Annotated in this window: 19 protein-coding genes; 3 read left to right on the plus strand and 16 right to left on the minus strand. The window is 70.5% G+C overall.

The window, feature by feature from the left end; translation table 11 throughout:
* Positions 1 to 28 precede the first annotated feature (28 nt).
* The 10 genes from F8566_RS07210 to F8566_RS07255 all read right to left on the minus strand — a co-directional run bounded on the left by F8566_RS07210 (position 29) and on the right by F8566_RS07255 (position 11,283).
* Positions 29 to 1,429: a sensor histidine kinase gene (locus F8566_RS07210; protein ID WP_151559163.1), complete on the minus strand. Its 1,401-nt coding sequence runs from the start codon at positions 1,427 to 1,429 to the stop codon at positions 29 to 31.
* Positions 1,429 to 2,124 carry a response regulator transcription factor gene (locus F8566_RS07215; protein ID WP_151559164.1) on the minus strand — a complete coding sequence of 232 codons (696 nt, stop codon included), beginning with the start codon at positions 2,122 to 2,124 and terminating at the stop codon, positions 1,429 to 1,431. The genes F8566_RS07210 and F8566_RS07215 overlap by 1 nt, the downstream gene beginning before the upstream one ends.
* A 32-nt stretch (positions 2,125 to 2,156) precedes the next feature.
* A complete protein-coding gene (locus tag F8566_RS07220; protein ID WP_151559165.1) occupies positions 2,157 to 3,182 on the minus strand; it encodes a hypothetical protein in 1,026 nt (341 codons plus the stop codon).
* Positions 3,183 to 3,606: 424 nt separating this feature from the next.
* A complete protein-coding gene (gene hemB / locus F8566_RS07225; RefSeq protein ID WP_151559166.1) occupies positions 3,607 to 4,602 on the minus strand; it encodes a porphobilinogen synthase in 996 nt (331 codons plus the stop codon).
* 21 nt (positions 4,603 to 4,623) lie between these two features.
* The gene (locus F8566_RS07230) at positions 4,624 to 6,216 is read right to left on the minus strand and encodes a bifunctional uroporphyrinogen-III C-methyltransferase/uroporphyrinogen-III synthase (RefSeq protein ID WP_404800271.1); all 1,593 of its coding nucleotides are present in this window, start codon (positions 6,214 to 6,216) and stop codon (positions 4,624 to 4,626) included.
* Positions 6,203 to 7,117: a hydroxymethylbilane synthase gene (gene hemC / locus F8566_RS07235; protein WP_151559167.1), complete on the minus strand. Its 915-nt coding sequence runs from the start codon at positions 7,115 to 7,117 to the stop codon at positions 6,203 to 6,205. Before hemC ends, F8566_RS07230 begins: the two co-directional genes overlap by 14 nt.
* Positions 7,114 to 8,562 (minus strand): glutamyl-tRNA reductase, encoded by a 1,449-nt coding sequence (locus tag F8566_RS07240; protein ID WP_151559168.1) that lies wholly within the window; start codon positions 8,560 to 8,562, stop codon positions 7,114 to 7,116. The genes hemC and F8566_RS07240 overlap by 4 nt, the downstream gene beginning before the upstream one ends.
* Positions 8,559 to 9,329 carry a redox-sensing transcriptional repressor Rex gene (locus F8566_RS07245; RefSeq protein ID WP_151559169.1) on the minus strand — a complete coding sequence of 257 codons (771 nt, stop codon included), beginning with the start codon at positions 9,327 to 9,329 and terminating at the stop codon, positions 8,559 to 8,561. The genes F8566_RS07240 and F8566_RS07245 overlap by 4 nt, the downstream gene beginning before the upstream one ends.
* Positions 9,330 to 9,623: 294 nt before the next feature.
* Positions 9,624 to 9,869: a glutaredoxin family protein gene (locus tag F8566_RS07250; RefSeq protein ID WP_151559170.1), complete on the minus strand. Its 246-nt coding sequence runs from the start codon at positions 9,867 to 9,869 to the stop codon at positions 9,624 to 9,626.
* 7 nt (positions 9,870 to 9,876) lie between these two features.
* Complete coding sequence (locus F8566_RS07255; RefSeq protein WP_151559171.1) at positions 9,877 to 11,283, minus strand: antibiotic biosynthesis monooxygenase; 1,407 nt, start codon at positions 11,281 to 11,283, stop codon at positions 9,877 to 9,879.
* Between the two features lie 196 nt (positions 11,284 to 11,479).
* Here F8566_RS07255 and F8566_RS07260 point away from each other — a divergent pair, with 196 nt between their 5' ends.
* Together F8566_RS07260 and F8566_RS07265 are read left to right on the plus strand one after the other, a co-directional pair.
* Positions 11,480 to 12,124, plus strand: a complete 645-nt coding sequence (locus F8566_RS07260) for a sigma-70 family RNA polymerase sigma factor (protein WP_151559172.1) — start codon at positions 11,480 to 11,482, stop codon at positions 12,122 to 12,124.
* A 357-nt stretch (positions 12,125 to 12,481) separates the two neighbouring features.
* The gene (locus tag F8566_RS07265; protein ID WP_151559173.1) at positions 12,482 to 13,357 is read left to right on the plus strand and encodes an HAD family hydrolase; all 876 of its coding nucleotides are present in this window, start codon (positions 12,482 to 12,484) and stop codon (positions 13,355 to 13,357) included.
* 126 nt (positions 13,358 to 13,483) lie between these two features.
* On the opposite strand, the gene F8566_RS07270 is transcribed toward F8566_RS07265, so the two are convergent.
* From F8566_RS07270 to F8566_RS07295, 6 genes are all read right to left on the minus strand, one after another.
* Positions 13,484 to 14,413 carry a lysophospholipid acyltransferase family protein gene (locus F8566_RS07270; protein WP_151559174.1) on the minus strand — a complete coding sequence of 310 codons (930 nt, stop codon included), beginning with the start codon at positions 14,411 to 14,413 and terminating at the stop codon, positions 13,484 to 13,486.
* Between the two features lie 17 nt (positions 14,414 to 14,430).
* Positions 14,431 to 15,447: an NAD-dependent epimerase/dehydratase family protein gene (locus F8566_RS07275; RefSeq protein ID WP_151559175.1), complete on the minus strand. Its 1,017-nt coding sequence runs from the start codon at positions 15,445 to 15,447 to the stop codon at positions 14,431 to 14,433.
* A 47-nt stretch (positions 15,448 to 15,494) separates the two neighbouring features.
* Complete coding sequence (locus tag F8566_RS07280; protein WP_018654693.1) at positions 15,495 to 15,593, minus strand: 30S ribosomal protein bS22; 99 nt, start codon at positions 15,591 to 15,593, stop codon at positions 15,495 to 15,497.
* A gap of 432 nt (positions 15,594 to 16,025) precedes the next feature.
* Positions 16,026 to 16,229 carry a helix-turn-helix domain-containing protein gene (locus F8566_RS07285; protein ID WP_026414196.1) on the minus strand — a complete coding sequence of 68 codons (204 nt, stop codon included), beginning with the start codon at positions 16,227 to 16,229 and terminating at the stop codon, positions 16,026 to 16,028.
* Positions 16,230 to 16,578: 349 nt separating this feature from the next.
* On the minus strand, positions 16,579 to 17,439 hold the full coding sequence (locus tag F8566_RS07290; protein ID WP_151559176.1) for a phosphatase: 861 nt from the start codon (positions 17,437 to 17,439) through the stop codon (positions 16,579 to 16,581).
* Positions 17,439 to 18,656, minus strand: a complete 1,218-nt coding sequence (locus F8566_RS07295) for an acetoin utilization protein AcuC (RefSeq protein ID WP_151559177.1) — start codon at positions 18,654 to 18,656, stop codon at positions 17,439 to 17,441. Before F8566_RS07295 ends, F8566_RS07290 begins: the two co-directional genes overlap by 1 nt.
* A 275-nt stretch (positions 18,657 to 18,931) precedes the next feature.
* On the opposite strand from F8566_RS07295, the gene F8566_RS07300 reads away from it, so the two are divergent.
* Positions 18,932 to 19,900 (plus strand): alpha/beta hydrolase, encoded by a 969-nt coding sequence (locus F8566_RS07300; protein WP_225992935.1) that lies wholly within the window; start codon positions 18,932 to 18,934, stop codon positions 19,898 to 19,900.
* The last annotated feature ends 34 nt before the right edge of the window (positions 19,901 to 19,934 follow it).

Raw genomic sequence — 19,934 nt, forward strand, 5'->3', positions numbered from 1 at the left:
CCGTGCCGCCTTCATGATTGCGCTGCCTTCATGACGAGGCCTCCTTGTCGTCGGGGCTGGTGGACGCGGGCAACCTGATCCTGGCGTTCACCCCGTGCGGCTCGGCCGGCAGCAGGTCCAGGGCGCCGCCGCACGCGCTGACCAGGGCCTGCGCGATGGTCACACCGAGCCCCGAACCGTCGAGGTTCTGGTCCCGCGGATGCCGCCAGAACGGCTCGGCCGCCCGGCGCAGCTCGTCGGGCAGCATGCCCGGCCCCGTGTCGACGACGTGCACGTCGACCCATCCCCCGGCCGGCTTCTTCACCTCGACGGTGACCGTGCTCCCCGCACCGGAGAACTTGACGGCGTTGTCGATCAGCGCGTCGAGCACCTGGTCCAGCGTGTCCGCCGCGGCCCGGCCCACGCTCCTGGCCGCGCCCGTCCGCACCACGCCGATCCCGGCGTCCGCCGCCACCGCCTGCCAGGCGGCGACCCGGGCGTCGGCGACGCCCCCCACATCGATGTCGGCGGCCTCGGCCGAGGTGGCCTCCGCATGCGCGTAGGCCAGCAACGCGTCGTAGAGACGCGCCATCCGCTCGATCTCCTCGACCACCATCTGGTGGTCCTCCCGGCCCTCCGGCGTGGTCTGGGAGGCGAGGTTGTCCATGGACAGCCTGAGCCGTGCCAGCGGGGTGCGCAGCTGATGGCTCGCGTACGACACGAACGCCCGCTGCCGCTCGACGAGCACGGAGACCTGCTCCGCCATCGCGTTGAACGAGGTGGCCAGCCGCCGCAGCTCCGGTGGACCGGACACGGTACCGACACGTTCGCCGAAGCGCCCCTCGGTCAGTGCCTGCGCGGTGGCGTCGAGGCGGTGTACGGGCCGTAGCAACCAGCGGGTGAGGTAGGTCGCGGCGACCACCCCGATCATCAGGACCAGCAGCCCCTCCCCGAGCAACGCGGTCCAGCTTCGCACCGTGGCGCCGCGCAGCCGTTCGGTCGGCGACACCGTGAGGGCGGCGCCGATGACCTCACCGCCCCGCCCGACCGGCTCGACGACGATCAGCGGGTCGTCGCGCCAGGGCCAGACCACCCCGGCGGTGGCCGACCGGTTGCCGGAGAGCCCCTCATCGATCTTGGAACGCACCGAGCGGTCACCGAGGTCCACGCCCGGCCCCGAGGCCATGACCGCCTCGCCGTCCCGGCCGACGATGAGGACGCCGATGGCGAACAGCTCCTCGTACCGGCTCAGCTCCGCCCGCAGCGCGGACGTCTGCCCCGTGCGCAACGCGGTCTCCGCGAGTGAGGCGAACCGGACCGTGTCGTTCACCCGGTCCAGGAACATCGTCTGGGTGTCCCTGGACGCGGCCGCCGTCGCCAGCGGCACGGTCAGCACGCCCAGGACGAGCACCAGGAGTGCCAGCAGGACGCCGAGCAGCCGGAACCGCATCAGAGTTCCTCGGCGGGACGGTCTCCGGCGCCCTGGAGCAGCGCGCCGACGGGCACCAGCCGGTAGCCGACCCCGTGCACCGCCTCCACCCGGGCACCGGTGCGGATCTTCGTGCGCAGTGTCGACACGTGCACGTCGAGCGTCCGGGACCTGCCTTGCCAGGTGGTGCCCCACACCTCGCGGAGCAGCTGCTCGCGCATGAGGACGACGCCCTGCTCGCGGATGAGGGCCGCCAGGAGGGAGAACTCCTTCGGCGTCAGCTTGACCCGGTCGCCGTCCACGCGGGCTACGCGGGCGTCCAGGTCGACCTCCAGGCCGCCGACCGTGTGGACGCCGTTGGGCCTGGGCCGAACCCGCCGGAGCACCGCGTCCATCCGCGCCTGGAGCTCGGCGACGCCGAACGGCTTGACCAGGTAGTCGTCGGCTCCGCAACGCAGGCCGGTGACCCGGTCCCGCTCGGTGCCGCGCGCGGACAGGATGATGATCGCGACGTCGCCGCGCCGCCGCAGCCGACGGCAGACCTCCAGCCCGTCGAGATCGGGCAGCCCGAGGTCCAGCAGGACCAGATCGCAGGCCGGGCTGGCCAGCGCGGCCGCGGCGCTGTCCACGTACTCGACCTCGTGCCCGCACTGGCTCAGCGACTTGACCAGCGCGATCGCGAAGCGCCGGTCGTCCTCCACGAGCAGAATCCGCATCGGCACCAGATCCCCTCGTCGCCTCGGCCCGGTCAGTCCGCCGCGTTGCCGCTGAGCACCTTGGTGGCGTTGCGGACCATCGCCTCGTTGGCCTGCTTCACCTGGTTCAGCGAGTCCGCGTACATGTCGATCATCGCCTTCTGGTAGCCGAGCTGCAGCGCGTACATCAGCCCGCCGTACTTCACCTTGACGCGGCACCGGGCGTCGGTGACCGCGGTGGCGATCTCGGGGGCGGAGGGCACGTCGCTCGCGGCCCACCGGCCGTCCCGCAGGATCGCATCCACGCTCGCGTAGGCGTAGCCCGACTGCTTCATGCAGGCGCTCCATCCGGCGTCCGCCTGCTTGGTGCGCGGGTCGGACAGCGCGAGGTCGAACGCGCCGTTCAGCATCGACTGCGGCAGGTACCCCGGATCGGCCCGTGCCGACCGCATCGCCGGCGCGGCACCGGGAGGCGGCTTGTCATCGTCGGCGCCCTTCATCCACGGCGGCAGCTTGACCTTCGCCGCACCGGACTCGATGGAGTCCCGGCCGTGCGCGAAGCACCCGCCCTTGGGCACGTCCTGGCCGCCATGGGACTTCGCCGTCCCCGTCAGCACGGCCTGCGCGGCGGGGCTCAGCTTCGGGGCCGTGCCCGCCTGGCCCTGATTGATCTGTGCCCGCCGTTCCGTGGTCGCGTGGTAGCCCCATCGGGCGGCCTTGCTCTCGGTGAGGAACAACGGCCTGAGTACTTCCTTGACCGGCGAGAGCTCGCTGCCGCCGTTGGCGTTCACCGGATAGGAGAAGCCGAAACGCCGCATGCAGTCGGAGATGAGCATGTTCTGCGCCCGGGCGACCGTGCGGGTCTGGTCGGGCGTCAGGAAGTACGCCTCCAGCGGGAGAGAGAGGCCGTCGGCCGACTGCGGCGCCGGCGTGGTGGTGATGGTGGGCGGCGAGAAGGTCGGCCGCGCCGCCCTGGGCTCGTCCGTCCCACCCGAGCAACCGGCGGCGGTCAGGCCCAGGACCAGGACCGCAGCTGACATCGAAGCGAGCCGCAGGCCGCTCGTGAGGTCCGACCTCATCGACTCTCCTCTGGCATCGAAGCGATTCGATCGCTTCGGACGAAGACTAGATCGTTTGCATCCGGATGCCATCGGTCCGCATGTCACGAATTGGTTCCAGATGATCGCCACCGCGGTGGCGCCGGGCACGGTCCAACGCGAGCCCCCAGCGTGCCCATGTGCCGGTGAGCACCCGTGCGGACCACGGCGGCACGGTCGACCGATCTTTGCCGCGGCCTTGGTGGCCGGGTGCGGGGACAGGGCACGAACGGCGGTGGCGATGGCGGCTCTGCGGGCTCGGCAGCACGCCACAAATGAAGCGCAGACCTCCGTGACACCTCCATGTCACGGGAAATTTATTGATCGTTCCCTAACATCCGCCGACGGGCCGTAGAGCCCCCGTCACCATCCGCTGCACTGACATTCGCCGCCTGGCGCTCGCCGCCTAGCGGTTCGCTGCCTGGAGACTGCGCGCGACTTCTACCGCCCAGTAGGTGAGGATGATGTCGGCGCCGGCGCGGCGGATCGCGATCAGCGACTCGTTGATGGCGCGCTCGCGGTCCAGCCAGCCCTTCTCGGCGGCGGCCTCGATCATCGCGAATTCGCCGCTCACCTGGTAGGCCGCCACCGGCACGTCGACCGCGTCGCGCACCCGGCGGACGACGTCGAGGTAGGCGCCGGCCGGCTTGACCATGACCATGTCCGCGCCCTCGTCGAGGTCGAGGAGGACCTCGCGGAGCGACTCGTCGGCGTTGGCGGGATCCTGCTGGTGGGTGGAACGGTCGCCGAACTGAGGGGCCCCCTCCGCCGCCTCGCGGAACGGGCCGTAGAACGCCGACGCGTACTTGGCGGAGTAGGCGAGGACGGAGGTCTCAGGGTGTCCCGCCCGGTCCAGTGCGGCACGGATCGCGCCGACCTGGCCGTCCATCATCCCGCTGGGCGCCACCACAGCGGCTCCTGCGGCGGCCTGGGCTCCGGCGATGGCGGCGTAACGTTCGAGCGTCGCGTCGTTGTCGACCTCACCGGCCGGGGTGACGATGCCGCAGTGCCCGTGGTCGGTGTATTCGCACAGGCACAGGTCGGCCATGAGGACGATCGCGTCACCGATGTCGGAGTGCAGGTCGCGCAGGGCGACCTGGACGATGCCGTCGGGGTCGTCGGCGGCCACGCCGGTGCCGTCCTTCACCGCCGGGATGCCGAACAGCATGATCCCGCCGACGCCGGCCTCGGCCGCCTCGTGCGCCGCCTTGCGCAGGCTGTCGCGGGTGTGCTGGTAGACGCCCGGCATGGAGCTCACCGGGTTGGGCTCGCCGATGCCCTCCTTGACGAACATCGGCAGCACCAGGTCGGCCGGGGCGAGACGGGTCTCGGCGACCAGCCGGCGCAGCGCCGGCGTGCGGCGGAGCCGCCGGGGACGCGCGACGGGAAACGATGCGGACATGACCCTTCTTTCCTCCGCGAGCTATTTGCGGCGGCGGGCGCCCCTGCGCATCTGGCTGGGCTTGCGCAACGGGTCGCCAGCCTCGACCTGGGCCGCCCTCCGCTTCGAACCGTACTCCGCCAGCGCCTCGGCGAGCGCCGAAACCGACGGCTTCTCGGCCATGACGTCCACCCGCAGACCGTATTCTTCCGCGGTCTTGGCGGTCTGCGGGCCGATCACCGCGATCACGGTGACGTTGTGCGGCTTGCCCGCGATGCCGATGAGGTTCTTGACCGTCGAGGACGAGGTGAACAGCACCGCGTCGAACCCGCCACCCTTGATCGCCTCGCGGATCGGCGCGGGCGGCGGCGAGGCCCGCACGGTCCGGTAGGCGGTGACGTCCTCGCACTCCCAGCCGAGGTCGGTGAGCTTGGCGATGAGGGTGTCGGTGGCGATGTCGGCGCGCGGCAGCAGCACCCGGTTGATCGGGTCCAGGTCCTCGTCGTACGGCGGCCACACCTCGGCCAGGCCCTCGCTGGACTGCTGGCCGGTGGGCACCAGATCGGGCTGGATGCCGAACTCCACGAGCGCGGCGGCGGTCTGCTCGCCGACCGCGGCGACCTTGAGCCCGGCGAACGCGCGGGCGTCCAGCCCGTAGTCGACGAACTTCTCCCGGATCGCCTTGACCGCGTTGGTGGAGGTGAAGACCACCCATTCGTAGCGGCCGGTCACCAGGCCCTTGACGGCACGGTCCATCTGCTGCGGCGTGCGCGGCGGCTCGACCGAGATCGTCGGCACCTCGTCCGGCACCGCGCCGTACGAACGGAGCTGGTCGGACAGCGAGGCCGCCTGCTCCTTGGTGCGCGGCACCAGCACGCGCCACCCGAAGAGCGGCTTGGTCTCGAACCAGGACAGCTTGTCACGCCAGCCGACCACGTCCCCGACGATGATCAGCGCGGGCGCCTCCATGCCCTTGGTGTCGGGAACCAGCCGCTGCAGCGTGGAGACCACGGTCTCCTGCTCGGTGGTGGTGCCGAGGCTGGTCATGGCGGCGGGCGTCGAGTCCGGCCGGCCGGCGGCGATCAGGCCCTTGGCCACCTCGCTGACGGCGCCCTCGGCACCGAGGATCACCAGGGTGACGTCGGGTGCGGAGAAGGCCTCCCAGTCGACACCGCCACCGGTCGCGTCGATGATCCGCACCTCACGGTGCTTGTTGTCGGTGAGCGGGATCCCCGCGTACCCCGGGACCCCGGTGACGCCGGAGACACCGGGCACGACCTCGAAAGGGATGCCGACCTTGGACAGCGCGCCGCCCTCGGCGGCCAGACCACAGGCCAGGCCGGGATCGCCCTGGAAGAGCCGGACGACGCGCTTGCCCGTCTTGGCGGCCTTGGCCGCCAGCTTGGCGGGGTCGGCGTCGGCGGAGTCGAGGATCTCGGTCTCCGGACGGCAATGCGCGAGGACCTCGGGGTGGACGGCGGCGCGATTGGCGATGACCACGTCGGCGCGGCCCAGCACGTCGGCGGCACGCAGCGTCAGCAGGCCCGGGTCGCCCGGGCCCATGCCGACGAGCGAGACGAGACCGGCGGCGCTGCGGCCGTCCTTCTGCTCGGCGGGGCTCTTACTGGGGCTCAAGGCGCTCCCCCATCAACTGGTCGGCCCCTTGGCCGAGCAACCGGGCGGCGAGATCGCGCCCCAGTTGCTCTGCCTCGTCTAGGTGGCCGCTTGCGGACAGCCGCACCTGGCGGCTCCCGTCGTGCGCGACGACGGCAGCGGTCAGGTGCAACTTTTGTTCTACTTCGGCAGCGTATGCTCCCACGGGCGCCGAACATCCCGCTTCGAGCACCGCCAGGACCGTGCGTTCGGCGGTGACCGCGGCCCTGGTGGCACGGTCGTCGACCGTTCCAAGAAGCTCGCGGAGGTCGGCCCGGTCCGCCCGGCATTCGAGGGCCAGCGACCCCTGGCCCGGCGCGGGCAACATCTGATCCGGCTCGAAGATCTCGGCCACCGCCTCCAGCCGGTCGATCCGCTTGAGCCCGGCGTAGGCCAGCACCACCGCGTCGAGCTCGCCATCGGTGACCTTGCGCAGCCGCGTGTCGGCGTTGCCGCGGATCGGGACCACGTTCAGGTCCGGGCGCAGCGCCCGCAACTGCGCGACCCGGCGCGGCGAACCGGTGCCGATGCGGGCCCCGGTGGGCAGATCGGCCAGCTTGACCGGACCGCACAAGGCGTCCCGCGGGTCGTCACGGCGCGGCGTGGCGGCGAGCGCGATCCCCTCGGCCGGACCGGTGGGCAGGTCCTTCAGCGAATGCACCGCGAAGTCCACCTCGCCGCCCAGCAGCGTGTCCCGGAGCGCGTTGACGAAGACCCCGGTGCCCCCGATCTGCGCGAGCAGAGCCTTGGAAACATCACCTTCGGTCGTTACCCCGACGAGCTCCACGGCATGCCCGGTACGCTCCGACAATGCGTCGGCGACCAGCTGGGACTGGGTCATCGCCATGAGGCTCTTACGAGTTCCGAGCCTGAGTACGGTCACGTGCCGCTTCCTTCGATATGGCCTGCGCCGCCGTCACTCGCTTCGCTCGCGATGTCGGCTGTGCCCATCTGGGGGGGCGACCCCCCAGACCCCCCGGCAAGAGCAGCTGCGCCGCCATCACTCGCTTCGCTCGCGATGTCGGCTCGCGTCACCGCCTCGGGTGCCTTCGGATCGAGGTCGAAGAGTTCGCGCAGGGCGTCGGCGTAGGTGTCGCCGCCGGGGGCCGCGGCCAGTTCCTTTACTCGGACGGTCGGTGCGTGCAGGAGCTTGTCCACCACGCGCCGGACGGTTTGGGAGATCTCCTTGCGTGCCTTGTCGTCGAGCTCGGGCAGCCGGCCGGTCAGGCGGGCCAGCTCGGCTTCGACGACGTCGGCGGCCTTGCTGCGCAGCGCCACCACGGTCGGCGCCACGGCGGCGGCGCGGGCGGCGCCGAGGAACGTGGACACCTCGCCCGCGACGATGGTCCGGACGGCCTCGATGGCCTCGGGCCCGATCGCCTCGGCGGCCTGCTCGGCGGTCCGCAGCTCCGCCAGCCCGGAGAGGGCGGCTCCGGGCAGGTCGCGTACGCCCGGATCGACGTCGTGCGGCAGGGCGAGATCCAGGAAGAACCGGCGGCGGCCGTCCGCGCCCGCCCCGGCGGCCTCCATCTGTCCCTTGCTGATGACCAGCCCGGCGGCGCCGGTGCAGGACACGATCAGGTCGGCACCGGCCAGCCCGTGATCAAGGTCGGCCAGGGGGATCGCACGCGCGGTGACCCCGGCCGCGGTGGCGTCGGCGGCCAGCCGGACGGCCTTGTCGTAGGTGCGGTTGGCGACCACGATCTCGCGGGCACCGGTCCTGGCCAGCGTGGCGACGGCCAGGCCGCTCATCGCGCCTGCGCCCACCACCAGGGCGTTCACACGATCCAGCGGCCCGAGGTGCTGCCGCGCCACGTCCAGGCCCACGCTCACCAGGGACGCACCGGCCTGGTCGATGCCGGTCTCGTGGTGGGCGCGCTTGCCGACCCGCAGCGCCTGCTGCAGGAGGTCGTGCAGGTCCCGGCCGATGGTGCCCTCGTCCTGGGCGTGCCGGAAGGCCGCCCGGATCTGGCCGAGGATCTGCCCCTCGCCGACGACCATCGACTCCATGCCGCAGGCCACCGAGAAGGCGTGCTGGACGGCACGGTCCTCGTAGTGCACGTAGAGGTGCCGGGAAAGCTCGTCCAGCGGGATGCCGGAATGCAGGGACAGCAGCTCGGAGATCGAGGAGACCCCACCGTGGAACTTGTCGACCACGGCGTAGACCTCGACCCGGTTGCACGTCGACACGATGGCCGTCTCGGCCACGTGCGGGGAGTCGTTGACCGCGTGCAGCAGCTTGCCGAGATCGTCGCCGGTCACCGCGGCGCGTTCGAGCATCGCCACGGGTGCGCTCTGATGGCTGAGGCCCACCACCAAGACGCTCATGCTTCTACCGCCTCCACATACTGCGTGGGCGTGGCGCCGGGCGGGGGACCCGGCGGGGCGGCCGCCTTGGGGGCGGCGCCGTCCAGCGCGTCGAACTCGTCGGGGCCGCCCGCCTTGCGCTGCTCGTGGAACGCGAGGATCTGCAGCTCGATCGACAGGTCGACCTTACGCACGTCCACGCCCTCGGGCACCGAGAGCACGACGGGCGCGAAGTTGAGGACGCTCGTGACTCCAGAGGCCACCACCCGGTCGCACACCCCCTGGGCGGCGCCCGCGGGCGTGGCGATGACGGCGATCGAGACGCCGCGCTCGCCGATGATGTCCTCCAGCCGGTCGATGTGCTCCACGGTGAGCCCGGAGATCTCCTCGCCGACGATCTCGTCGTCGGCATCGAGGAGGCCTGCCACGCGGAAGCCACGGGAGGCGAAGCCGCCGTAGCCGGCCAGCGCCCGGCCCAGGTTACCGACCCCGATGATCGCCACGACCCAATCCTGGGTCAGGCCGAGTTCACGAGAGATCTGGTAGACGAGATATTCCACCTCGTAGCCGACCCCGCGGGTGCCGTACGAGCCGAGGTGGGACAGGTCCTTGCGGAGCTTGGCGGAGTTGACTCCGGCGGCGACCGCCAGCTCCTCCGAGGACACGGTGGCGACCCCGCGGTCCTGCAGGCTGTGCAACGCCCGCAGGTAGACCGGCAGGCGCGCCACGGTGGCTTCGGGAATGCCGCGATCGGAGCGATCGCGCGTACGGGTCTGGCGAGAAGTCACGGCCTGCTCTTCGGGGGCTCGACGCTTGGGGTGGGGCCCGAGAACCCCTGGCCCCGGGCAGACCAGGGCTGGCGACAGCCCAGGGCTGTCCACCAGATTAAGCCTTTGTGAATACATGCACAAAGTCGCCCCCGGCGTACGAGAACCGTCCGCCCGGCCGTCGCTCCGCCGAAAGCCCTGACCAGGCAGGATTCAGCGGGGCAGCCGGGACGCTCTGGCCCCACGGTACTCGTCCGGAAGATGTGACTGAGTAGACATTCCCGTTTCAGGGGAATTTACGGTCTCAGTACGGGATCAGCGCAATTCCTTGATGGCCTTGCGCAGCCGTGCCTCGTCCACCCGCCAGAAGTCGTGCTGCACCCCGTTGATCAGGGTGACCGGGATCTGTTCCCAGTACTCCCGGGTGTCCTCCTCGGACCGGGTGATGTCCCGCTCCTCCCAGCGGACGCCGAGATCCGCCGCCACCCGCCGGATCACCTCCCGGGCGTCGTCGCACAGGTGACAGCCGGGCTTCCCGAGCAGGGTGATGAGAACATCCATGATCAGCTCACAGGCGAGGATGATCGGGCGCCACCGGGGAGGGCAGCGGCGCCAGGTTGGCCGGGCCGAGCTTGAGCTCGATGACGTTGGTCGCGATCACGTGGGTGCGCGAGTCGGTGAGGAACCGCTGCAGGTGCGGCTGCTGCCGGTGGGAGGCGAACGCCGCCTCGTCCCGGAACAGCTGGTAGAAGATCCGCTGCGTGGGGGCGTTGACCACCTCGTGGCAGGCGAAGATCAGCGTGTCCGGCTCGGCGGCGCGCGCCGCGCGGACGAGCTCGTCGGCCAGCCGGTCGAACGCCTCCTCCCGGCCGTCGAGCAACGTGTAGACGGTGATCTGGCCGCACGCCCTGGACAGATCGCCGTGGCCCGGGCCGCCCAGGGGGCCGCCCAGCGCACCGCCGAGCGCGGTGCCCGCGCCGGCGAGGCCGGCCGAACCCGCAGCGCCGAGAGCGCTCGCGGCCAGTGAGCCGGCACCGAAGCCGTCCATTCCGGACGGCCCGGCGACCTTCATGTCGTCGATCGCGGTCGGGGCGGGCGGCTCGGGGAAGCGGAGCTCCTCGCTCGCGGCCGGGTCGGGGAACCGGAGCTCGCCGCGCTTGGTCGCGGGCTTGGCGGGCGGAACGGGCGGGCCGGGTGCGACGGCGGGGTGCTGGGCGTCGACCGGCGGTGGGTGCGGAGCGGCGTAAGCCTGGTCCGCGTAGCCGGAGGCACCCTCGTCGCCGTACTCCTCGCCCGCATAGCCGTCGTCGTCGGCGTACACCGGCAGGGTCCGCATCGCGCCGTACCAGACCAGCCCGGCGGCGCCGCCCAGGGCGACGACGGCGATCGACCCGGGCAGGAAGCCCCGGGTGCCGGCGACGACCAGCACGCCGGCCAGTGCCACCAGCGCGATCGGGATGAGCAGCTCGTACGCCTCACGGTCCTGCTTGCTCGCCAGGAGGGCGGTGACGATGGCGCACGCGACCAGGGCGATGACCGCCACCAGGTGCGCGCCGTTGATCAGCAGCGGCGGCAGCGCGTCATAGATCTCGTCGGGCTTGGGCAGCTTCTTGCTGAACGAGCCGCGCAGCGGGTCGAGCAGGAGGATCACCGTCGCCACGACGGTGTAGGACACCGCGAACAGCCAGGCGGCGAACCGCACCTGGACGATCCGGGCGATCAGCTCGACCATGCCGAGCGCCAGCCAGACCGGCGCGATGAGCGCGCCGCCCAGCTCCATGACGCGGAACAACGCGTCGTTGAAGCCGAGCAGGAACCCCAGCGTCATCGCCAGGAGCGCGACCGCGATCCCGACCGAGGTCAGCGACCACGCGATCAGGTAGAGCAGCCGGTCCTTGAAGGCGCGCGAAATGAGCAACCCGGTGGCGATTAAAGCGCCAAGGGTCGCCAGCAGCGCGAGAACAGCATCGACCATCGCGCCCCATGGTGCCCGATTCGGAGCGATGACGGGTAACCGCTGCCGAAGGAAGTGCGGGGAACCACAACGTTCCAACCGCCCGAACGCCCCCTATGGACGGGCTTTGCCGACAGCACACCATTGCCTGGCGTACCCATCGGTATCTAGAGTGGCATTTCACGCCGGAGGTCGCGTACGCCCCGAGGAGAACTGCATGAGCAGCTTGACCCTCGATGTCCGAGTGACGTTGCTCCGCCGACCGACCCCTCCTCCCGCCGCTTCCGGACAGGAGACCGCGGCGGAAGAACGCGGCGAGACCATCAAGGCGCTCGTCCTCCGGGCCCGGGACGGTGACGCCGAGGCGTTCGGCACGCTCTACGACCACTACGTGGAGCTGGTCTACCGGTACGTGTACTACCGGGTGGGCGGGCACTCCCTCGCCGAGGACCTGACCAGCGAGACCTTCCTCCGGGCACTGCGGCGGATCCGCGACTTCAACTGGCAGGGCAAGGACTTCGGCGCGTGGCTGGTGACCATCGCGCGCAACCTCGTCGCGGACCACTTCAAGTCCAGCCGCTACCGGCTGGAGGTCTGCACCGCCGAGCTGCTCGAACCCGACCGCCCCCAGGAGGGCCCGGAACGGGCGGTCCTGGACTCGATGACCAACAAGACCCTGCTCGCCGCGGTCCGCAGGCTGGGCTCCGAGCAACAGGAATGCGTGGTGCTGCGCTTCCTGCACGGTCTCTCCGTCGCCGAGACGGCGCTGGTCATGGGCAAGAAGGGCGGAGCGATCAAGGCACTGCAATATCGTGCCGTCCGGTCCCTCGCCCGCATGCTCCCCGACGATCTGCGGTCCTGACCACCCGCGATCATTGGACCTACCGTCCATTAACCGCCATCCCGTACCCACAAAAGCACACGCTCGTTCTTTCGGGCATAACGCATTCGCGGCGTGGGGGCGCCGGCGCGGCTCGTCTTACAAGGACGGCTGGGCGGGGGCTATGGGAAGGCGGGCATGAACACACGGCGGGCCAAGGGAGAGGGTGACGGCGTCAATCCGCTGTCGGGTCTGCGGGTGAGCAGGGCGGAACCGGATCCGGAATTCCGCGCGGTCCTGCGCGAGCGGCTGATGACGGCAGTGCTGAACGGAGGTGAGGACCGTCGCAATTCCGGGCGAGGTGACGGCCGGACAGAGGCTGTTGACTAGGCTCGGGGCATGCGTCGATTCTGGCAGCGCGACAAGGACGAGGACCCGGTGAGCGCGGGTGAGGCGGCCGCCGCGGCGGCGACCGCGAACGAGCCGTTGCCCGAACCCGATCCGACGGCCGCGGCGTTCTTCGACGTCGACAACACGATGATGCGCGGTGCCTCGATCTACTACTTCGCGCGCGGGCTGGCGAGCCGCAAGCTCTTCACGATGCGCGATCTGGCCATGTTCGCCTGGGGCCAGGCCGCGTTCCGGCTGCGCGGCTCGGAGAACGCCGATCACATCAGCAGCGCCCGCGAGGCCGCCCTGGCCTTCGTGGCCGGGCAGAAGGTCACCGACCTGGTCCGGCTCAGCGAGGAGATCTACGACGAGGTGATGGCCGACCGCATCTGGCACGGCACGCGCACCCTCGCGCTCCAGCATCTGGACGCCGGCCAGCAGGTCTGGCTCGTCACCGCCACCCCCGTGGAGGTGGCGCGCACCATCGCCCACCGCCTGGGCCTGACCGGCGCCCTCGGCACGGTCGCCGAGACCCGCGACGGCGTCTACACCGGCCGCCTGGTCGGCAATCTCCTGCACGGTCCCGCCAAGTCCGAGGCCGTCCGCGCCCTCGCCCAGCGCGAGGGCCTCGACCTGAGCCGCTGCGCCGCCTACAGCGACTCGATCAACGACCTGCCCATGCTGACCGCCGTCGGCAACCCGCACGCCGTCAACCCCGACTCCGACCTGCGCGACCACGCCAAAGAGCACGACTGGCCGATCCACGACTTCCGCACCGGCCGCAAGGTCACCATGGTCGCCCTGCCCGCCGCAGCAGGCGCCGGAGCCCTCGCCGGAGGAGTGGCCGCAGGCATAGCCCTCCGCAAGCACTACAACAAGCGCTGAGAGCCCGCTGACCCGACCCCGCTCGGTCACCACGCATCAAGCTCAGCCCGCACGCGAGCGCGCTAACGGGTCGTGAAGCGAGCCGCAGGCGAAGCCATAAACACAGTGTTGTGAGCTTCCAGGTAGTTAGAAGAACGCGCTGCCGCGGCGGAGGAGGGTGTCGTAGAGCATCTGCTGGACGTTCTCGCGGACGTGGTCGGTGAGGTTGAAGAGCGTCATCGGGTCGTCGGCGGCGTTCGCGTCGTACTCGTCCATGGGGATCGGCTCGCCGAACTGGATCATCCACTTGGAGGGCAGCGGCACCAGGCCCAGGGGGCCGAAGAAGGGGAACGTGGGCGTGATCGGGAAGTAGGGCACGCCGAGGAGGCGGGCCAGGGGCTTGAGGTCGGCGATCTTGGGATAGATCTCCTCGGCGCCGACGATGGCGCACGGGATGATGGGCACGTTCGCGCGGAGGGCCGTTTCGACGAAGCCGCCGCGGCCGAAGCGCTGCAGCTTGTAGCGGTCGGCGAACGGCTTGCCGACGCCCTTGAAGCCCTCCGGGAAGACTCCGACGAGCTCGCCCTTGTCCAGCAGCCTGGCCGCGTCGGAGTGGCAGGCCAGGGTGTGACCCGCCTTGCGGGACAGGTGGCCGAGGACGGGCACCTGGTAGACGAGATCCGCGCCGAGCAGGCGGAGGTCGCGGTGGACGTGGTCGTGCACCGCCACCGAGAGCATGATCCCGTCGATGGGCAGCGTGCCGGAGTGGTTGGCGACGATGAGGGCGCCGCCCTTCTCCGGCACGTTGTCGAGACCGAAGAGCTCCACCCGGAACCAGCGTTCGTAGAGGGCGCGGGCCACCGGCAGGAGGACCGAGCCGTTGAACTCCGGGTCGAAGCCGAACTCGTCGACGTCGTAGTCGCCCGCGAGGCGGCGGCGCAGGAACGCCAGCCCTGAGGCGATCTTGCGTTCGACCGGGTTGCGCCGGGGTTCCTCGTCATACCGGGCCGCGTTCAGGGGGATCACCTGGGCGCCCTCGTCCCCGCCGAACCGCTCGTCCTCGTGGTGCGCGTTCATGGGAACCTCCGTGCACGTCAGTCGCGGGCAAGGGCCGCGGCCAGGCGGTCGAACAACTCGAGCGGTGCGGTGCGCCCCAGTCCCTGGGCCGAGACGAAGTCGGCGAACGCCGCCTCCGAGCCGTACTTGGGCCGCCAGGAGAGTTCGCTCTCCAGCCGGGCGGTGTCGATGACCCGCCCGTACATCAGCCAGCGAAGCAGTTCGGGTGAGAAGCCGGACAGGCCGCCGAAACGTTTGCCGAGATCGCCGAGCGCGGACACCGAGGGCGCGGGCATGGGCACGTACGAGCGGCCGGCCCGGCGCAGCGCCTGGGACAGCAGCAGCACGCCGTCACCGGCGACGTTGAACGTGCCGGGGTGGTCTTCGACGGTCATCCGCCGCAGCACCTCGATGCCGTCGTCCTCGTGCACGAACTGCAGCCGCGGGTCGAACCCCAGGACCGTCGGCACGACGGGCATGCGGAAATAGCGGGTCAGCGGGGAGTCGACCCCCGGCCCGAGGAAGTTGGCGAAGCGCAGCACCGAGACCGTGAGGTCCGACCGCCGCCGCCGCAGCCCCCGCACGTAGCCCTCGACCTCGACGGCGTCCTTGGCGTAGCCGGACGTCGGGGCCTCGACGGGCTCGTCGTGCTCGCCGAAGACCGCCGGGTTCATCGGCGAGGAGCCGTAGACGGCGGCTGAGGACCGCACGACGAGCTTGCGCATGTCCGGCGACCGCTGGCACGCCGCAAGCAGCTGCATCGTGCCGATGACGTTGACTTCCTTCATCTTCGACCGCGGACCGACCGGGGAGGTCACCAGGTTCAGGTGGACCACCGTGTCGACCTCCGCGGCGGAGATGACCTTGGCGATGCTCGGCGTGCGGATGTCGACGCGCACGAACTCGGTGCGTCCGAGCGACGTCGCAGGGGGGACCGTGTCCACGCCGATGACCCGCTCGATGCCCGGGTCGGCCTGGAGGGTGTTGGCGACCCGCGCCCCTAGGAAACGGGAAACACCCGTCACCAGTACGACGCGAGCCGCGGCGGAGGGCATAGAGGACACTGTGCGCCCCACCCCTTACGGCTGAGTAGCCTGCGTGTTTACTTCTTGTTACGACGCTGAATACGCGTCTTCTTCAGCAGCTTGCGGTGCTTCTTCTTAGCCATCCGCTTGCGGCGCTTCTTGATGACAGAGCCCACGAGACCTCGCTCGGCGTATCCGGAGTCGTACAGGAGATGGACGTGCGATCGGCGATGTCTCGACGAGCGCGCACGGTCCGCTGCCCAAGGGTACCGCTGCCCTGGTGTCGTTCCGGCCACCGGTGGTCACCGCGTCCGGATCACCCGCGATCACGGACACGCCGATGCCCGGGTCGCCACGGGGACCCGTGCGGTCCCCGGCTTCCCGGGCGCCGGTCCCGGCGGCCTCGCCGAGGCCGCCGGCCGGTCGATGTCCCTGCCCTTCTATCCGTCCCCGTGTGCTTCCAGCAGATTCCGTGCAAATGCCCCCTGCACGGCCGGATGTGAAGAACGTCGCGGGGTCGTGGAGCATGACCCCGCCATACCCTCCGTGGGCGGTGGGTACCACCTCCGTGGACGGCGAGTATGCCTCCGTCTGCGGTGGTGTACCGCCTATCCGGCTTCGATGAACGCGTCGCGCAAGTAGTCGTGAACGGCCTGCTCGGGAACCCGGAACGAACGTCCCACACGGATTGCGGGCAGCTCGCCTGAGTGAACGAGGCGGTAGACGGTCATCTTGGACACCCGCATCACCGCCGCCACTTCGGCCACAGTCAGGAACCTGACCTCACTCAGAGGTCGCTCGCCTGAGCTCATCGGACGCCCTCTTCCACACGTGCCGCGCACCGGCCCTTTGGGTGACTTTGATCACGCACGTGTACTTCCTCCAGCGTAAATCGTGTATCCACAGTCGCAAGAGGGGAGTTCCACCCAATTCTGTATCCCGCCCTGACGGAACGGCCACAGTACGCTTCCGTACACAGCGTGGACATGACGGCACACGGCGTCACACAACGAACGCATGTAAGTCAAAACCAGGCGATGACCTGCGACTCAGGCGCCCCCGATGGCGGTGGACCGAACCAACAGCCCCGGTACGGCAACCACGTCACACCCCGTGACCCCTGGACGCATCCCGCGCCAGGGGGTCAGTGCACTCTTCCCTTCAGGAAAGACCGGCTCGGTTGAGCAAAAAGTTGGTCAAAGGGCCGTAATGGTGCGGCGATACACCATCGTCGAGCGGCACCACGACGTCGATCTTGCCCTCGTCGGCCCCGGCGAACAGCGCTGGATCGTTACAGTCCGCAAAGCCGACCGTGTCGATGCCCGCCTGCCCGGCCGCGCCCGCCCAGCCATGATCCGCGATGGCCAGATCCGGCCAACTACTCCGTTCGAGTTCCCGAGATCCCTCCGCAGGGGTAGGGGCGGCGCCCACCAGATCGGCGAGCATCGCCTCCATCGGAGCGGCGTCGTGGGTGTGGTGCGTGCGCCCGTCGTCGCCTTCCAGCATCGCCACCCCCTCGGGTGCGTAGACGATGCGCCGCACCTCGGTGCCGTAGGAGGTCTCGATCTCGTAGGTCCAGCCGGCCGCCGGCGTCAGGATCTGGCAGCCGCGCCCGGCGAGGGCCCGCGCCACCGCCTGGTAGATCGGCGTGAGGGTGGCGGGGTGTCCGGTGGCCAGGACGACCCGCTCCCGGCGTTCGGCCGCGAGCCCGATCCGGTCGCCCATGGCCTCCAGCGCGTCGAGGGTGAGCTCGGGGTCGATCGTGTCGTCCCCGTACAGGTACAGCGGGTTGGGATCGACGCCGCAGCGCTCGACCATGACCCGCAGGATCTCCTGCTCGGTCCAGGTCGGCTTGAGGTCCAGCCCGAACAGGTAGTACGGATTGCGCGCCGCCATCCGCCGGTAGTGGAGCAGGTTGTTCTGCCGCGGCGTGGCCACGTCACCGGCGATCATCGTCCGGACCAGGTGGGCGCGCAGCTCGTCGCGCGTCGGACCACCGGAATCGCTGAAGACGGCCGCCATCAGATGTCCATCATGGGATCGAGGCCGTGTTCCGGGAACACCGCCCGCCGGGTCGCCAGCACCGCCTGGTCGACCGGATTCGCCGGATCGTAGCCTTCCGCCCACGTGTGCACCTCCACCGTGCCCGCCCCGTCCGTCATGCGCCTCGGCGCGATCTCATCGGTCCGCTCCCGTACGAAGTCACGCCATGGCTCCGGGGTGGCCGTCGCCGGATCGATCGGGCGGCCAGCGGCCTCGGCGAGCAGATGCGTCCACGCCCGCGGCACCACCTGGACCAGTTCGTACCCCCCGCCGCCGGTGGCCAGCCAGCGGCCACCGGAGACCTCGTGGGCCAGCCGGTGCAGCTCCGCGTACGCCGTCCGCTGGCCGTCCACGCTGAGGGACAGGTGCGCGAGCGGGTCGAGCGCGTGGCTGTCGCAGCCGTGCTGGGTGACCAGGACCTGCGGCCGGAACTCGCGCAGCAGAGGCGGCACCACCGCGTCGAACGCGCGCAGCCAGGCGGCGTCGCTCGTGCCCGGCGGCAGCGCGACGTTGACCGCCGAGCCGTGCGCGCCGCGGCCGCCGATCTCGGTCGGGAAGCCGGTGCCCGGGAAGAGCGTGCGCGGCGACTCGTGCAGGCTGATCGTTAGCACCCGCGGGTCGTCGTAGAAGGCCGCCTGAACCCCGTCGCCGTGGTGCACGTCCACGTCGACGTACGCGACGCGTTCGGCGCCGTTGTCCAGGAGCCAGGCAATGGCGATCGCCACGTCGTTGTAGACGCAGAAGCCGCTCGCCGCGCCGCGTAGCGCGTGGTGCAGGCCGCCCGAGACATTGGCGGCGTGTTCGGTCTCACCCGCCCATACCGCCCTCGCTCCGGCCACCGACGCCCCGGCCACCAGCGCCGATGCCTCGTGCATCCCGAGGAAGACCGGGTTGTCGGGGGTGCCGAGGCCGTGCTTCAACTCGGGCAGCCCGGTCGCGCCCGCGTGGCGCACGGCGGCGATGTAGGCGTCCTCATGCACCAGGCCGAGCAGATCGTCGCCGGCGGTGGCGAACTGCTCGACGCTCACGTTCGGCGCGTCCAGCAGGCCGTACTCACGGGCCAGCGCCATCGTCAGCTCGACCCGGACCGGGTTGAGCGGATGGCTCGGGCCGAAGTCGTACGAGATGAGCTGGTCGTCCCAGAAGACCTTGAGCCCGCAGTTCCGGGGAGATTGGGGCGAATCGGCGCTGCTCATGCCCTCACGGTATCGCCCTGTCCACAGCCGCTTACTCGTGGCCTGGGTCACAGCCGGCCCGCCAAGATCGTGGTGACCGGGGCCAAACATCCCACGCTGACACAAAGTTGTTACGTGAACTATCTAAAGAAAAGGGCATCTAAGTAACACGAAGGAAACAAAACGTTGGGGTGTAGATGGACCCGATCGCCTCGAAAGATCTGCCGGCAGAGGTCACCCCTCTGCCGGGAGTCTCCGCAGCCCCCCGCACCCCGCCTTTCTCCCGCCGTCCGACGGTGCGGAGCCGCGCCATCTCCCAGGCGCTGCGGCTCAGCCTCCGCCCGTTCATCCATCATGTGCCGAGCTTCCCGCCGAGCCTGCGGACCGCCCGTTCCACGGTGAACGCCGCGGCCCTCCTGATTCCCGCCGGACGTAACGTGCAGATCAAGCCGCTGGTGGATCCCCAGGTCGAGACCGGTGGCGTCGAACGCCCGGTCATCGGCGAATGGGTCACCTCGCGCCATGGCGAACGCCGGAACGACGGCGCGATCCTCTACCTGCACGGTGGCGCCTACGTCGTCTGCTCCCCCCGGACGCACCGGCCCATCACGACGCGGCTGGCCCTGGACACCGGGCTCCCCGTCCTGGTCCCGCGCTACCGGATGGCACCCGAGCACCCGTTCCCGGCGCCACTCGAAGACGCCCTGGCCGCCTACCGCTGGCTGCTGGCCCGCGGCGTCCCGGCGAGCGGCATCGTCATCGCGGGCGACTCGGCGGGCGGGCACCTCGCCGCCTCCCTCACCGGTGAGATCTGCCGGACCGGCCTTCCCCGCCCCGCGGGCACGGTGCTCTTCTCCCCGTGGATCGATCTCACCTGCGAGCTGTCCACGGCGGAACAGCGCCGCGCCCGGGACCCGTACATCAGCGCTTACGCGGCCCAGCGGGTCGCGCGCCTCGTAGTGGGGCCAGCCGGATTCGACGACCCGCGGCTGGCCCTGCTCACCTGTCCGTGGGGCGATACGTCGCCGTTCCTGATCCAGGTGGGCGGCACCGAGGTCCTCCGGCCCGAGGCTGAGGCGTTCGCCGAGGCGCTCACCGGCGCGGGCATCAGCTGCGAACTCCAGGTCTGGAAGGGGCAGATGCACGTCTTCCAGATCCTCAACCGTGTCCTGCCGGAGGCGAGCGCGGCCATGCGCGAGACGGCCCGCTTCATCCGCGAAGCCATCACCGCCGCGTCGGCGGCCGAATCGGAGGCCGTCGCCTGACGAGTTTGGACTTGAAGCACCTCCGCCGACCGCC

Origin of the sequence: Actinomadura rudentiformis, from assembly GCF_008923185.1 — a bacterium.
GTDB classification, from domain to species: domain Bacteria; phylum Actinomycetota; class Actinomycetes; order Streptosporangiales; family Streptosporangiaceae; genus Spirillospora; species Spirillospora rudentiformis.